At 62.4% G+C, this 16394-nt stretch carries 8 protein-coding genes; 4 read left to right on the top strand and 4 right to left on the bottom strand.

What is annotated here, in order from left to right; all coding sequences use genetic code 11:
* Positions 1-61 precede the first annotated feature (61 nt).
* Entirely contained in the window at positions 62-856 is a 795-nt protein-coding gene (locus AO240_RS12495; protein ID WP_099236740.1) for a helix-turn-helix transcriptional regulator, read from the bottom strand.
* A gap of 485 nt (positions 857-1341) precedes the next feature.
* Here AO240_RS12495 and AO240_RS12490 point away from each other — a divergent pair, with 485 nt between their 5' ends.
* A complete protein-coding gene (locus tag AO240_RS12490; protein WP_177445817.1) occupies positions 1342-7611 on the top strand; it encodes a non-ribosomal peptide synthetase in 6270 nt (2089 codons plus the stop codon).
* Positions 7612-7834: 223 nt separating this feature from the next.
* On the opposite strand, the gene AO240_RS12485 is transcribed toward AO240_RS12490, so the two are convergent.
* The 3 genes from AO240_RS12485 to AO240_RS12475 form a co-directional block, all read right to left on the bottom strand.
* On the bottom strand, positions 7835-9352 hold the full coding sequence (locus AO240_RS12485) for a glycosyltransferase family 39 protein (protein ID WP_099236738.1): 1518 nt from the start codon (positions 9350-9352) through the stop codon (positions 7835-7837).
* Between the two features lie 26 nt (positions 9353-9378).
* Entirely contained in the window at positions 9379-11034 is a 1656-nt protein-coding gene (arnT, locus tag AO240_RS12480) for a lipid IV(A) 4-amino-4-deoxy-L-arabinosyltransferase (RefSeq protein WP_099236737.1), read from the bottom strand.
* Positions 11035-11223: 189 nt separating this feature from the next.
* Entirely contained in the window at positions 11224-11898 is a 675-nt protein-coding gene (locus tag AO240_RS12475) for a histidine phosphatase family protein (RefSeq protein ID WP_099236736.1), read from the bottom strand.
* Between the two features lie 274 nt (positions 11899-12172).
* Between AO240_RS12475 and AO240_RS12470 the strand changes: the two genes are divergently transcribed.
* Genes AO240_RS12470 through AO240_RS12460 form a run of 3 tightly spaced genes read left to right on the top strand, consistent with a single transcriptional unit; the run spans position 12173 to position 16359 of the window.
* Positions 12173-12841: an ABC transporter ATP-binding protein gene (locus AO240_RS12470; RefSeq protein ID WP_099236735.1), complete on the top strand. Its 669-nt coding sequence runs from the start codon at positions 12173-12175 to the stop codon at positions 12839-12841.
* 1 nt (position 12842) lies between these two features.
* The gene (locus AO240_RS12465; RefSeq protein WP_099236734.1) at positions 12843-15305 is read left to right on the top strand and encodes an FtsX-like permease family protein; all 2463 of its coding nucleotides are present in this window, start codon (positions 12843-12845) and stop codon (positions 15303-15305) included.
* On the top strand, positions 15295-16359 hold the full coding sequence (locus tag AO240_RS12460) for a lipocalin-like domain-containing protein (protein ID WP_099236733.1): 1065 nt from the start codon (positions 15295-15297) through the stop codon (positions 16357-16359). Before AO240_RS12465 ends, AO240_RS12460 begins: the two co-directional genes overlap by 11 nt.
* The last annotated feature ends 35 nt before the right edge of the window (positions 16360-16394 follow it).

Here is a 16394-nt window from a genome sequence, read left to right as displayed (position 1 = left end):
CGGCCTTTCTATGGCAACTGGGCTTTCTGTGGCGAGCAAGCCCGCTCGCCACAGTTTTTAATCACACGCCCACCATCCATTTGGCCAAACCATGTCGCCCGCTCACACCCAATTTAGCCGCGGCGCGTTTCAGGTAGGTTTCAATCGAGCTGTTCTTGACGCTGAGTTTTTCCGCCATCTGCGGCACGGTGCCGCCGGTTAGCAGGCCCAGGCACACTTCCTGCTCGCGCGCCGACAGGGTGATCTCGCTGAGCGACAAACGCTTGTAGAACTCGCGCTGTAACTGCGATTGCTCCAACACGTTGAGCGCCGGCTCGGTGTCGGTATGCGGCGAATGGCGCAGGATCTGCGCATGCCGCTCCATCAGCGGTAACAGCGTCTCCGACAGGCTTTTGAGAAACGATAACTCAACCAGCGAGAAGCTTTGCTGGGAGGGTAGGCGGTAGAGCGAAATCACGCAGCGTCGATTGCCCTGGCGCGACACCAGGTTGCACTGGTGCGAGCTGCCAAGCGGGTGTGCGCTGTCGGCTTTGGCCTTCATCTGGATCAGCAACGGGTCCTGCATGTGCAGCATCTCGTGCAGCAGCGGGTGGTCCTTCAGCGGGTGCAGCGTCTGCGGCGCGGACAGGCCGCTTTGCAGCCCTGCGCTGCCCAACAGCTTAATATCCCGCACGCTGTCGCGCAGGTCATCAAGGGTCCATTCGCTGAGGTCTACCAAATGAATCGGCACCCACTTTTCGACCAGATGCAACATGTGGGCAGCGAAGTTCTCGTGACCACTGGTTGAAATCAGTTCGCCCAGTTCTGCATAGAAGTGCGGGCTCTGTGTGTTGCCAATATTAAGCGTCAGACTCATAGCCATCTCATTGATCTCGAAAAAAGTCGATGGACGCCCTGGGTCTGTAGCGGGCTATCCGTGCACCTTAAACGCAACGCGGCGTTTGAAAATCATTTAGCCATAGCGATTCATCCTACGTATGTAGCGGAATCAAGGGACACAAACTGCCATAAAAACCGCGTCATTAATTCGACGTTTCTTACAGACTATTCGCTTGGCGGTAGGTGCAGGATAGTCACTGATATCGGTTAAATTGCTGATAAATATAAATTTTCTACTCGCGTAGGGTAGTTGGTTTGGCATCGACATCGGCCAAATGTAGCCAATCTCTTACATTCATTTAATCGTTTCAGCAGTGAACCTTCAGCCAAGCCCGTTTGTGCCGGTCACCTGTCCGGGTTTCGGGTGACAGACAGGTGTTGGTCGGCATGCTCAAATCCGCCAATTTCGTCGTAATGGGTCACCCTGCGCGGCCAGAGCCTGACACCCATGAGAAGGATCTTATGACGCATCCCGACTGCCTGCCGACCCGCTTCCCCCTCACTGCCGCCCAACACGACATCTGGCTTGACCAACTGCGTGTGGGCGATTCGCCGCTGTACAACATTGGCGGCTATGTGGATTTCGCCGGCGCCGTGGTGCCGGAACTGATCCAGCGCGCCGTCGAGCGGTTGGTGGCCAGGCACGATGCGTTGCGCACTCAACTGCACAGCGATGCCGATGGTTTGCCGCGGCAAAGCTTCGCCACCATGTTGGCGGCGCAGGTCCCCGTGCATGATTTTTCCGCGCTGCCAGACCCGTCAGCCGCCACCCAGGCGTTGATGCACGCGCACATGGCGCGGCCCTATGCGATGGCGGGTGAGCCGTTGTTTGGCTTTTTTCTGGTCAAGCTCGCCGAGGACCATTACCGCCTCGGCACCCAGGCCCATCACCTGATCCTCGATGGCTGGGGCTTTGGCCAGATGCTGCAGTCGCTCGCATGCCTCTACACCGAGCTTGAACAAGGCCTGCCACCGCAGCCGCTGGCGCCGTCTTATGTCGACTTTATCGACACTGACCAGCGCTATTCGCAATCCGCGCGTTACGCCAGTGACCGTGCCTACTGGCTGGACAAATACCAGGTGTTGCCCGAGCCGTTGTTAACCCCGCGGCACAACGCGCAGGCGTCGAGCAACAGCCTGGTGCAAGCGTTTCCGGTGGAGTTGCTCCAGCGCATGCAAGCATTGGCCGGCCGTTACCAGGCCTCGGCTTTTCATGTGTTGCTGGCAGCGCTGTCGGTGTATTTCACGCGTACCAGCCAGCGTGATGAATGGGTGGTGGGGCTGCCGATTCTCAACCGGTCCAACGCACAGTTTCGCGCCACGGTGGGCTTGTTCACTCAGGTCAGTGCGGTGCGGTTTCAGTGCCCGGAACAGTTGACCTTCGGCGAGCTGGTGCGCGGTGTGCGCGACCAGCTCAAGCAGGATTTCCGCCACCAGCGTTACCCGTTGAGCGAGATGAATCGTGAGCTGGGCCTGCGCCGAACCGCTCGCAGCCAGTTGTTCGACCTGTCGGTATCGTTTGAGCAGGACGAGCATGACCTGCGTTTTGGCCAGGTGCAGGCACGGGCGATCAAGGTGTCCAACCACCATGAAACGCTGCCGATTGCCATCCACCTGCGCAGCAACCCGTGCCAGGGCACCGCGAGCCTGCATTGCGTGTACAACGAGGCGTATTTTCAGCACGACGAGGTGCAGGCGTTGGCGCAGCGTTTCACGTGGCTGCTGGAACAGGGGCTGGCAGATGCCGGGTTGACCGTCGCTGAATTTTCCCTGGTGACACCTGCCGAACTGGCGCAACTTCAGCGCTGGAATACCACCGCGCAAGCGCCTGCCAGCGTGCACACCCTGCACGCGCGAATTGAAGCGCAAGCCGCGCGCACACCGCAGGCCGTGGCGGCCGTGTACCAAGGCCAACAACTGACCTACACCGAGCTGGATCAACAGGCCAATGCCTTGGCCTATACGCTGCTGGATCAAGGCGTGCAGCCGGATGACCGGGTGGCGATTGTGGCCCGACGCGGCCTCGACACGTTGGTCGGGCTGCTTGCGGTGCTCAAGTCCGGCGCCTGTTATGTGCCGGTGGACCCGGCGCATCCCGCCGAGCGCCTGCATTACCTGTTGCACGACAGTTCACCGGTGGTGGTGCTGACCCAACCCGACTTGCTGCATCGCTTGCCGGCATTGGATGTGCCGGTGATTCGGCTCGGCAACCTGCGCGCTCACCTCGGTGGCAGCCCGCGTGTGGCGGCCACGCCGGGCAACCTCGCCTATGTGATCTACACCTCCGGTTCCACCGGGTTGCCCAAGGGCGTGATGGTCGAGCATCACACTGTGTCGAATCTGGTCGACTGGCATTGCCAGGCGTTCGACCTGCACGCGGGCAGCCACACTGCCAGCGTCGCCGGCTTTGGTTTTGATGCGATGGCCTGGGAGGTCTGGCCGGCACTGTGCGTGGGCGCCACGCTGCACCTGCCGCCTGCGCACGATGACGCGCAAGACATCGATGCGCTGCTGAGCTGGTGGCAAGCGCAGCCCCTGGATGTGTGCTTTTTGCCGACCCCGGTGGCCGAGTACGCCTTCAGCCAGCGCCTGCAACACCCGACCCTGCGCACCTTGTTGATCGGCGGCGACCGCCTGCGCACTTACGCCCGGGCGCAGACCTTTGCGGTGATCAACAACTATGGCCCAACCGAGGCCACGGTCGTCGCCACCTCCGGGCGCGTCGAGGTGGGCCGGCCGCTGCATATCGGCGGGCCTATCGCGAATGCCATGGTGTACTTGCTGGATCAACAACAACGCTTGGTGCCGATCGGTGTGGCGGGCGAGTTGTACGTCGGCGGCAAGGGCGTGGCGCGCGGTTACCTGAACCGCGCCGAACTGAGCGCCGAGCGCTTTATTGATGACCCTTTCAGCACTGGCCGCCTGTACCGCACCGGCGATTTGGCGCGCTGGCTGCCCGACGGCAACCTCGAATACCTGGGGCGTAACGACGACCAGGTAAAAATCCGTGGCATGCGCATCGAACTCGGCGAAATCGAAGCCGCGCTGGCACACCATCCGGCAGTCACGGAAGCCGTGGTGCAGTATCGCGAGGGGCAGTTACTGGCCTGGTTTATCGAAAAGCATCCCGTCGATATCGAAGCATTGCGCACCCATCTGCAAGCCTCGTTGCCGGACTACATGCTGCCGGTGGCCTATGTGAAACTGCAGGTTTTGCCGCTGACCGCCAACGGCAAACTCGACCGCAAGGCCTTGCCTGAACCCACCCATCAAGCATTTGTGACGCGCGTGTTTGAGGCGCCGCTGGAAGGTGCGGAAAGTACCCTGGCGCAGATCTGGGCCGAGCTGCTGCAGGTTAAACAGGTGGGCCGCCACGATCATTTTTTCGAACTCGGCGGGCATTCGCTGCTGGCGGTGCAACTGGTGCAACGCATGCGTCAGGCCGGGTTGCAAGCCGATGTGCAGGTGCTGTTTGGCCAACCGACGTTGGCCGCGTTGGCCGCGGCGAGTGCCGGCAGCGAGGTCGAGGTTGCGGCCAATCGAATTCCGCCAGGTTGCACCGCTATCACCCCGGACATGCTGGCGCTGGCCGAACTCGACGCGCCGAGCCTTGCGCGCATCGTCGCCGGCATCCCCGGCGGGGCGGCCAATGTGCAGGAAATCTACCCGCTGGCGCCGTTGCAGGAAGGTTTGCTTTACCACCACATCACCGACGAGCGTGACCCGTACCAGCAACAGGCGCTGTTCAGTTTTGCGCGCCGCGAGCAATTGGATGCGTTTGCCCACGCCTTGCAACAGGTGATCGACCGCCACGATATTCTGCGCACCAGCCTGGTGTGGGACGCCCTTGAGCAGCCAATGCAAGTGGTCTGGCGCCAAGCGTTGTTGCGTGTTGAAGCGCTGTGTGAACAGGCTGCACCGCTGGACTTGCGCCAAGCGCCGCTGATGGCCCTGGATTACGCCGAAGAGCCACACAACCAGCGGTGGGTCGCCAGGTTACGCTTCCATCACTTGGTCAACGACGCCACGTCGACCACGCTGCTGTTGGATGAAATTCGCGCGCACCTGCTCGGCCAACAGGCGCAGTTGCCGGTGCCGGTGCCTTATCGCAATGTGGTTGCGCAGGCCCGCTGCGCGGTGCGCCAAGCCGCGCACGAGGCGTTCTTTCGTGAGCGCTTGGCCGACGTTGACGAGCCGACCCTGGCCTTCGGTTTACACGAGCGTCAGGCCGATCGCGCGGACACTCAAGCATTCGAACAGCCGCTGAGTGACGCCCTCAACCAACGCTTGCGGGCACAGGCGCGTGCCTTCGGCGTCAGCGCCGCCAGCCTGTTTCACCTGGCCTGGGCGCAGGTGCTCAGCCGTGTCGCAGGCCGCGATGACGTGGTGTTCGGCACCGTGTTGCTTGGGCGTTTGCAAGCCGGTGAGGGCGCCGACCGGGCGCTGGGCATGTTCATCAATACCTTGCCGCTGCGCGTGCGCCTGGCCGGGCAAACCGTGCTTGATGCAGTCAACGACACCCACGCCCAACTGAGCGCGTTGCTCGCGCATGAACAAGCCTCGCTGGCGCTGGCCCAGCGTTGCAGCGGCGCCTCACCGCTGTTCAACAGCTTGCTCAACTACCGCCACACGGCTGCCGAAACCGACATGAACCTGGTGCCGGGCATCGCCTTGCTCAGCAGCGAAGACATCCTCAGCTACCCGCTGATGCTCACGGTTGATGATATTGCCAGTGGCTTTCGTCTCAAGGCCAAGGCGCCGCGCCAAGTCGGTGCCGAGCGGCTGCTGAGCTACCTCGACACGGCCTTGCACGGCCTGGTGCACGCACTTGAACAGGCGCCGCAACGGCCCTTGCGCGAGGTGCAGGTGCTGCCCGCCGGCGAATTGAAAACGCTGTTGCTGGACTTTAACGCCACCGCGACCGAGTACCCCGAAACCCTCACCGTACAGGCGCTGTTTGAGGCCCACGCGCGGCACATTCCGCATGCTGTCGCGGTGCAGGCCGGCGAGCAGCAACTGACCTACCGTGAGCTTAACGAGCGTGCCAACCAGTTGGCCTTCCACTTGCGCGAGCGCGGGGTGCAGCCGGATTCGCGGGTGGCGCTGTGCGTTGAACGCGGGCTGGATCTGGTGGTGGGCTTGCTGGGTATTCTCAAAGCGGGCGGTGCCTATGTACCGCTCGACCCTGGCTACCCGCGTGAGCGACTGGCCTACATGCTTAAAGACAGCCAACCCGTGGCGTTGCTGGTACACGCGGCCACCCGCGATGTGCCGGGCGAGGTGTCGATTCCGGTGCTCGACTTCGACCACTGCGCCTGGCGCCAGGCGCCCACCGGCAACCCAACGGTGCCGGGTTTGAGCGTCGCCAACCTGGCCTACGTGATGTACACCTCGGGTTCCACCGGCACGCCCAAGGGGGTGATGATCGAACACCGTGGCCTCGGCAACCTGATGCACTGGGGCTCTCAACTGTGCCCTGACGCCGAAGGCGGTGCGCTGTTGCAACGCGCGCCGTTCAGCTTCGACGGCTCGGTGTGGGAACTGTTCTGGCCGTTGACCAATGGCATGCGGCTGGTGCTCGCGCGGCCCGATGGCCATCGCGAACCGGCTTACCTGGCGCAGGTGATTCGTGAACAGCAGATCAGCGTGATCAAGTTTGTGCCAGCGATGTTGCAGCAGTTTCTTGAGCTGGACGAGTCGGCGCTGTGCACCAGCCTCACCGACGTACTCTGCGGCGGCGGTGAACTCACCGAAACCCTGGCGCGCGGCGTACAGGCGCGCTTGCCCACTGTGCGTTTGCACAATGTCTACGGCCCCACTGAGGCGACGGTGGACAGCAGCGCCTGGACCCTGGAACCCGGCGCGCCAGTGCCGCCGCTGCAATTGCCGATCGGTCGGGCGATCAATAACACGCGCCTGTACGTGCTGGACGAACACGACCGGCCGGTGCCCATCGGCGTCAGCGGCCAACTGCACATCGGCGGCGTCGGTGTTGCGCGGGGCTATTTGGGGCTTGAACAGATGAGCGCCGAGCGCTTTATCGACAGCCCTTTCGTGAAGGGTGACCGGTTATATCGCACCGGCGATCTGGTGCGGTACTTGCCGGATGGCAACCTGGCGTTTCTAGGGCGCAATGACTTCCAGGTCAAGCTGCGTGGGGTGCGCCTGGAGCTCGGCGAAATCGAGTCACGCCTGGCCGCGCATCCAGCGTTGCGCGAAGTCGCGGTGCTGATTCGCGACGAGCGTTTGGTTGCTTACTTCACCCCGCGTGGCGCAGTGCCGAGCCTCGAAGCGTTGCGTGCGCATGTGCTGGAGCAACTGCCGGAATACATGGTGCCCGCGGCCTTTGTGCAGCTCGACGCATTGCCGCTCAACCCCGCCGGCAAACTCGACCGCAAGGCACTGCCGGCGCCGGGTGTGGAGTCGGTCGTCAGCCGTGCCTACGAGGCGCCGATAGGGCCGGTGGAAAATCTGATGTGCGGTATCTGGGCCGACGTCTTGAAGCTTGAGCGGGTAGGGCGCCACGACCACTTCTTCGAACTCGGTGGTCACTCGTTACTGGCGGTAAACCTGGTGGCGCGGCTGCGCAAGGCCGGGTTGGAAGTTGATGCGCGCACGCTGTTCAGCCAGCCGACGCTGGCGCAACTGGCCGCCGCCACGCTGACCTCAACGCAGCGTGTGGAAACCCCACAAACCGCGATCCCCCAGCTCAACCGCCGCCGTAGAATTTGAGGCCAGAATGCAGCTTTTAGGGGGGCTGGGCTTTTCAAGCTCAAAAGCAGGCGGTCAAACTGTGGGAGCGGGCTTGCTCGCGATGGCCTCAACCCGGTGCGCCTGGTGTCCCGGGGTGCCTGCATCGCGAGCAACCCCGCTCCCACAGAAAGGAGATCTGCTGTGTACTCTAAACCCGCTTTTGATCGGCTTTAACCGCTCAGGCCACCGTGCGACTGGCCGATCATCTCGGCGTGGGAATAAACGCCACACTGCCGCCCTCACGTTTTTGAAACAGCCGCTCGCCATTGTCCGGCTGGGTGGTGATTACCTGATGATCCGCGCCCAGGTAAGCCAGTGGCGTCGGGTCGTCTTTGGTGTACTGCGCGACGATAATCGTGTGGCGAGGGTCGAAGCCCTGGCCGCTGGTTTTTTCCAGCCAGGCCATCAACGCGGCGCTGTCGCCCTGGCGTGGGAAGTCTTGGGTTTCACTGACGTAGTAGAACGGCTTGCCGCCATTTTGAAGGTACATCGGCAGCTTGTTATCGACCTCCACCAGTACCATCTGCCAGTGGTTCCACGGCGCGCTTTTGACGGCTTCGGCTTTTACATCCTCAGCGAAGCGGGTCACGCCGCCGTTGCCGGTGGTCCAGGGGTAGATCACGCCAAGCACCAGCAGCAGCAAGCCTGCGGTGATGCCAAACGCCTTCTGCCAGCGCGGCCAACTGGCGGGCTTTTTGTGCAGGCGTTCACTCAGCCACCAGGCGCCGAGCAATTGCGCAAATGGCACCAACGGCAGCACGTAGTAGCTGCGGCGGCTGCCACTGGCGGTGAAGAACACAAACAGCAGGCCCAGGCCCCATACCAGCCAGCGCACGTTGGCGGGCGTGTGTTTCCAGTTGCGCAGCGCCAACGCCACGCCGAGCAGCCAGCACGGTGCCCATGGCAGGGTGTAGGCGGGCAGGTAAATCAGGTAGGTGTAGATCGGCCCCATGTGGTCGAACGGGTCGAAGAAGCGCACCACGTTTTCCTTGAACACCAGTTCAAGGCCGCTCTCGCCGTAGGTCGGCGCGCCATAGACGTGCGACAGCACAAAGGGAATCGCATAAAACGCAGCGGCAATCAGCACGGCCAGCAACAGGCGCAGGTTGAGGTGGCGTTTGTAGCGCTGCTCGCTGAGCAGGTGCGGCAACAGCACCAGGCCCGGTAGCACAAAGCCGATCAGGCCTTTGAACAGCGACGTCACCGCCAGCAGCAAAAAGAATACCGTGTAGCGCCCGAGCCGGGTGTCATCTGGCCCGCGCCAGTACCACCACACCGCCGCCAACACGCCACACACGGTGAGTATGTCCGCCGTGGCAACCCGGCCCCAGAACAGAAAGTAGAAGGTGGTGGCGAGCATCCAGCCGGCAATCAGCCCGCTGCCTTTGCGCAGCAAGCGTTCGCCGATCAAGTAGACCAGCCAGATGCTCAGCCAGGCTGCAATGACCGATGACAGGCGCAGCGACCACGGCCCAAGCCCGCCCATCAGGCCGGCTGACGCGGTGATCAGCCAATAGGAGGGCAGGGGTTTATCGTAGTAGGGCGCGCCCTTGAGGAACGGGTCGAAATAGTCAGCGCTTTGCAGCATCTGCAAGGCGATGTTGGCCCAGCGGGTTTCCGGCCCCCACAAGTCGCGACTGCCCAGCCCCAGCAACAGCAGCAATGCCGAGACGCTCAGCAACAACACCAGGGCGCCGCGTTCGGTTTTCCAAAAGCTCATGGGGGGTTCTCATGGCAGGCGTAACGTTAGGGAAGCTTGGGGTAAATAATCAGTAGCAGGGCGCCCTTGCGATAGCGTGTGCCGCCCGCTGGCAATTGCCCTTCTTCGCGATGTTCGCTGGTGCTTTTGACGCGCATCAACACCCCGACCGAACCCTGTTGGCGAGCCTCGGCCAACCACGGCTGTACGCTTTCCAGGCTGACCTTGCGATGCTCCGCGTCTGCATAGTTGAGGCCGTAGCTCAGCTCGCCTTCGGTGTCATAAAACGCGACGTCAGGCCGACGCAGGCGCCAGGCCAATGCGGCGGCTGAGCCCAACTCATTGCTGATTAAAGCATGGGTTTGTTGCAGTTCATCCAGATGTTCAAGCACGAACTGGTCGGGCATTTCGGTCGCGGTGATCGCGTGCGGCATGCCCGCCGGCAGCAGCGCCACCAGCAAGCCGATACCCAGCGCAGGCATGGCCCACAACGTCAGCGGGCGCAAGGCTTGCAGCAAGTTGACCAGGATCCAGCCGAGCAGCACGATAAAGCTCAGTGACAGGCTGAACATTTCAGCGTGGCTGTTGCCGTACAGCGGCTTGTCGATTTGCAGGTAGATCAACGTCACCATCGCGCCGGCGCCAATCACGAAGTTGAGCAGGCCGTTGATGCGCAGCGAACGTGTTTCGCCGCGGCTGATCAGGTCGATCAACGCGTGCCCCATCAGCAGCGCCAAGGGCAGCAGGCACGGCATGATGTAGGTGGGCAGCTTGCCGTTACTCAGGCTGAAAAAGCCCAGCGGCAGCAGCAACCACAGGGCCAGGAAGACAATCGCCGGTTGGCCTTTGTCTTTCCATATTTTCAGCAGCGTGCTTGGCAGCAGCCCGGCCCATGGCAAGCACGCCACCACCATGATCGGCAGGAAGAACCACCACGCGCGTGCATGTTGTGCATTGCTCGCGGAGAAGCGGCGGATATGTTCGTGCCAGAAAAAAAACCGCCAGTAGTCCGGTTCCTGCAGATGAATCGCCCACACCCACGGCAGGCAAATCAGCAGCGCCAACCCAATCGCCAGCGGGCCGTAGCGCAGCAGTTCAGCCAGCCGACGCTGCCAGAGCATGTACGGCACAGCGATCAGCACCGGGAGCATCCAGGCCAGAAAACCCTTGGTCATAAAGCCCATGCCACAGGCCACGCCCAGCGCCGCCCAGGCGCCAAGCCGAGCGCGAGGCGTGCGGCTGTCGAGGGCAAACCACAGCGCAACCAGGCTGAGGTTGACCCAGAAGGTGAACTGCGGGTCGAGGTTGGAATAACCCGCTTGGCCAGCCACCAGCCCAAAGCTCATGTAGAGCAGGGCGCAGGCAAAACTTTTGCGAGGGTCGTTCCACAGGCGCCGCGCGATAAGGTAAGCCAGCACGACGCTGAGGCCGGTGGTCAAGGCCGAGGCGATGCGCACGCCGAACAGGTTTTCACCGAACACCGCCTGGCCGAGCGCGATCAACCAATAGCCAGCGGCGGGTTTTTCGAAGTAGCGCACGCCCATAAAGTGCGGTGCGACCCAGTTGCCGCTCAGCAGCATTTCCTGGCTGACCTGGGCGTAACGGGTTTCATCGGGTATCCACAAGCCGTGCAGGCCGGTAGGCAATAAATAAAATACGGCGAAGGCGAGTAGCAACAGATGCAGAGGTGTGAACCGGGTCATGAAAACGCCGCTCCTTGACGTTCAATGGGTAACAAAGAGTGTGTAAAAGTAATAGCGGAAAGAATCACAATGTTCACTAAGTGGCTGAAAGTATTCATGACATGCTCAAGTAACGGGCGCAGTTAAACATGCCAGAAGAGGGCTGTCGTTTTGCTGAACATGGGAGGGTGCAAACGTTAAAGAATGTAACTACAAGGTCTTCATGACGGCAGCCCACGCCTGGCTGTTCATGATGCCAAGCGTCTCGAACTTACCGTTGGCCAGTAACCGAACGAACAAGGCACTGCCGTATTCGGGGAACGTGGCGTGGGGGAAACCCAAGCTCTTTTCGAAGTCCGCGATGCAGCCGCTGTGCGTCACGAATACCAGGTTGCGCCCCGGCTGTTTGTGGCTGAGCAGTTCTTCGCCGATGGCCGCGCCGCAAATGGCTTGCTGGCTCGACGTGAGCTCGGCCTTGCCGAACATGAAATGCGCGGTTTGTGCCGTGCGCGTGATAGGGCTGGCGAGGATGTCGCTGTGCTCCATGCCGAGCGTGGTGAACGCTTTACCGAGCAATTCGGCTTGTTGGCTGCCCACTACCGTCAGGCCATCCGGTGGGCCAAGGCAGGGGTTGCTCGAGCGATCGCAGCGTTCTTCATGGCGCACCAGTACGATCAAATCGCCATCGCGCCAACTCGGCAGTACTTGCGAGGTCAGCAAGCGATTGCCGATGCCCAGGTCATGCGGCGACGACGGCCAGAGCACGAAGCAGGCCACCAGCAGGGCAATTACTACAAGGCCTGCGCAGCCCGTTCGCAGCCGTTTGAGATAGGCCCGGCGCGAGCGCGGTTTAATCAAGCTAACGTCAACCACATCATTCACCATGGGCACTGTCGGCAGTGTTTTATTAAATAGGCGCAACGCGTTGAGGCATGCCAATAATCGGGCAAAAGCCTGTCACAGGGCTGCTGTCTTTTCGCTGAACACGCGGCGGTTAAAAGTTGCCGTGAAGGGCAACTAAAAAGTTGCCGGTTATCGACGCTTGGTGGGCAATTTAGAGCGGTGTGGGTGGGCAGGCAGTGAAATCCATGTGAAAAATTTGCATGGCGTCAACGGTCAGCCGTTATTCTCACGTGGAGTCCTTAACACGAGCGTTCTTATGTTGCAGGTGCACAATGTGCTTAAAAGCTACGCCACCCCGCAGGGCCCGCTGACGGTGCTGGCGGGCGTCGACTTGTGCCTGAATGAGCGCAGCAGCCTGGCGCTGATGGGCGAGTCGGGCAGCGGCAAGAGCACGCTGCTGCACTTGGTGGCCGGGCTTGATCGGGTAGACGGCGGCAGCATCCAGGTCGGCGAGCAGCGCCTCGACCAACTGAGCGAGGCGCAACTGGCGCATTGGCGCCGCACCGAAATCGGCCTGGTGTTTCAGCAATTCAACCTGATCGGCAGTTTGCGCGTTGACGCCAACCTGGCGTTCCAGGCACGCCTGGCGGGGCGCTTTGATCCGCAGTGGCAAGCGCAACTGGTCGAACGCCTGGGCCTGGGTGACTTGCTCAAACGGTACCCCGAGCAACTGTCGGGTGGCCAACAGCAGCGGGTCGCCGTCGGGCGTGCGTTGGCGTCGCGGCCCGGCTTGTTGCTGGCCGATGAACCGACCGGCAACCTCGACGAAGCCACCAGCGATGAAGTGCTGCAACTGCTGCTGGACCTGTTGCGCGACAGCCCCACCAGTCTGTTGATGGTCACGCACAGCCCGCGTATCGCCGCGCGCCTCGACCAGCAAGTGGTGTTGCACCGCGGCCGTGTTGTGCCTGCGGACGCGCGCTGAAATGGCGGTATTTTATTGGACGTTACGTGCGCTGCTGAGCCATTGGCGGCGCCACCCGGTGCAGTTTTTCAGCGTGTTGACGGGCCTGTGGCTGGCCACCGCGCTATTGACTGGGGTGCAGGCGCTCAACAGCCAGGCGCGGGACAGCTACGCACGCGCCAGCCAATTGATCGGCGGTGAACCGCAAGCCAGCCTCAGTGCGCCGGACGGTGCCAGCTTTGCCCAAGCGCTGTTTGCCGAACTGCGCCGTGCCGGGTGGCCGGTGTCGCCGGTGGTGCAGGGGCGTTTGGTGCTACAGGGGCACGAAGAGCAACGCCTGCAATTGATGGGCATCGAGCCGCTGTCGTTGCCCGGCAGCGGCGCGGTGGCGGGGCAACAGTTGAGCCAGGCGCAGATGCTCGGGTTTTTTGAGCCGCCGGGGCGCACCTGGATAGCGCCGCAAACCTTGCTGGCGCTGGGGCTGCACGCGGGTGACCAACCGCTGACCGCGAGCGGGCAGGCGCTGCCGCCGTTACAGGTTCAGCCGGACATGGCCCCCGGCCTGTTGCTGACCGACATCGGCTTTGCGCAACCGTTGCTGAACATGCCCGGGCGACTCTCGCGCTTGCTGCTCGACAAGGCGTTTGCCGCCACGCATCCCACGCCCCCGGCTGAACTGCAGCTCAAGCAGGGCGAAGACAACAACCTCTCACGCCTCACCGAAAGCTTTCACCTGAACCTCGATGCGCTGGGTTTTCTGTCGTTTGTGGTGGGGCTGTTTATCGTCCACGCGGCTATCGGCCTCGCGCTGGAGCAACGCCGTGGGCTGCTGCGCACCCTGCGTGCCTGCGGGGTCAGTGCGCGCATGTTGATCCTCAGCCTGGGCGTCGAACTCGGTGTTTTGTCGTTGCTCGGCGGTGTGCTCGGCGTGGCCAGCGGTTACCTGCTGGCAAGCCTCTTACTGCCGGATGTCGCCGCCAGCCTGCGCGGCTTGTATGGCGCCGAGGTGCCGGGCCAATTGAGCCTCAGCCCGTGGTGGTGGAGCGCCGGGTTGGGGTTGAGCCTGCTTGGCGCACTGCTCGCCGGTGCCAGTAGTTTATGGCGGGCGGCGCGCTTGCCGCTGCTGGCGCTGGCCAATGCGCAAGCCTGGCACGAGGCGCACGGGCGCTGGTTGCGGCGCCAAGGCTGGGTGGCGTTGACGGCGCTGGTGATTGCCCTGTTGGCGCTGTACGTCGGCGACAGCCTGGCCGCAGGCTTTGTGCTGATGGCGAGCTTGCTGCTGGGTGCGGCGCTGGGCCTGCCGGTGGTGCTCAACGGCGTATTGACTGCAGTGCTTGGGCGCAGCCGTTCAGTGCTGGGCCAGTGGTTTCTGGCGGACTGTCGCCAACAGTTGCCGGCCTTGAGCCTGGCGCTGATGGCATTGCTGTTGGCCCTCGCGGCGAACATCGGCGCGGGCTCGATGACCTCGGGTTTCCGCCAGACCTTCAATAATTGGCTGGAACAACGCCTGACGGCCGAGCTGTACCTGAACCCGCAAAACCCGCTGCAGGCTGAGCAACTCGGCAGCTGGTTAGCGCAGCAACCACGGGTGCAGGCGGTGCTGCCCACCTGGCAGGTCGCGGTGCAATTGCAAGGCTGGCCGGCGGATGTATTCGGCGTGGTCGACGACCCCACCTATCGCCAACACTGGCCGTTGCTTGAGGCCGCCAGCGCACCCTGGGACCAGTTGCTGCAAGGCGACACGGTGATGCTCAGCGAGCAATTGGCGCGGCGTTTGAAGGTGCAGTTGGGTGATGTGGTCAACATCCCCACGCCGCAGGGTAGCTGGTCGCCCAAACTGGTGGGCATCTACGCCGACTACGGCAACCCCAAAGGCCACCTGCTGGTGCATTCGCAACACCTGTTGGCGCACTGGCCGACGCTGACCCCCGCGCGTTTCAACCTGCGCGTACTGCCGCAAAACGTGGCGCCGCTGGTGCGTGAGGTGCAGCGTGTGTTTGCCCTGGAAGACAGCCGCATCGTCGATCAACAGCAACTCAAGGGCTGGTCGAGCCAAGTGTTTGAACGCACCTTCGCCGCCACTGCCGCCTTGAACAGCCTCACCCTCGGCGTCGCCGGTGTGGCGCTGTTTATCAGCCTGTTGACGCAGAGCCAAAGCCGCCTCGCTCAACTCGCCCCGCTGTGGGCGCTGGGTGTGACGCGGCGGCAACTGATGCTGCTTAACCTCGGCCAAACCTGGCTGCTGGCGGTGTTGACGCTGGTGCTGGCGTTGCCGCTGGGGCTGCTGCTGGCGTGGTGCCTGGATGCGGTGATCAATGTGCAGGCGTTCGGCTGGCGCCTGCCGTTGCAAGTGTTCCCGTGGCAGCTTGCGCAGTTGTTGGGGCTGGCGTTGCTGGCCACCTTGTTGGCCTCGGCGTGGCCACTGTGGCAGTTGTACCGCAGTCGCCCGGCGGATTTGCTGAGGACCTTTGCCAATGAAGATTAAACCGCTGTTGTGGGCGGCAATATTGCTGCTCACGGCGTGTGATAAAGCGCCCGCGCCGCAACAGAGTTTCGCCGGGCTGGGCAGCGATGCCGCGGACTTTACGCAGGTAGTGCCCGGCAAGGTGTTCAGCTTTCCCGAGGACCACGGCCCGCATGCTGGCTTTCGCATCGAATGGTGGTACGTCACCGCCAACCTCAAAGACGCGCAAGGCAATGTATTCGGCGTGCAATGGACACTGTTTCGCAATGCCTTGAAGGCAGGCCCGACGCAACCCGGTTGGCACGACTCCACCGTTTGGCTGGGCCATGCGGCCGTCACCTCTGCCACCCGGCATTACGCCGCCGAACGCTACGCGCGAGGCGGCGTTGGCCAGGCGGGTGCCCAAGCGCTGCCCTTTAACGCGTGGATCGACGATTGGAATTTCGCCACGCGCGCGGGGGCCGCGAGCCCGTTGGCGGATATGCAGCTCAAAGCGGCTGGCGCGCAATTCGCCTACGATTTGCACCTCACGTCCAGCCGGCCACTGGTGCTGCAGGGCGACAACGGCTACAGCCGTAAATCCGACCAGGGCCAGGCGTCGTACTACTACAGCCAACCGTCTTTTACCGCGGCCGGCAGTGTCAGCATCGACGGCAAAACGTACCAGGTCAGCGGCACCGCGTGGCTCGACCGCGAATGGAGCAGCCAACCCCTGGCGGCCAGCCAAACCGGCTGGGACTGGTTCTCGCTGCACCTGGACGGTGGCGAGCAATTGATGTTGTTTCGCGTCCGGCAAAAAGACGCTGCGGGTTACCTGACCGGCACCTGGATCGACCAGCAAGGGCACACACAGACCTTGCACAACGCCGACATCCAGCTCACGCCCTTGGCCACCACCCGCATCGAGGGGCGTGAAATTCCGACGCGCTGGTCGCTGAAAATCCCTGCCAAACAGCTGGATATCACCACTCAAGCGGTTAATCCAGAGGCGTGGATGAACCTGAGTATTCCGTACTGGGAAGGCCCGGTGCAGTTTGAGGGCGGTGTGGGGTACTTGGAGATGACGGGGTATTAACGCGATTTTTTGGCAGGCACTTATTTAAAATAAAT

It is taken from the genome of Pseudomonas sp. ICMP 460, from assembly GCF_002723595.1.
Classification (GTDB): Bacteria; Pseudomonadota; Gammaproteobacteria; order Pseudomonadales; family Pseudomonadaceae; genus Aquipseudomonas; species Aquipseudomonas kitaguniensis.
Note: the sequence above shows the minus strand (reverse complement) of the source record. Positions and strands in the feature narration are given on the sequence as shown.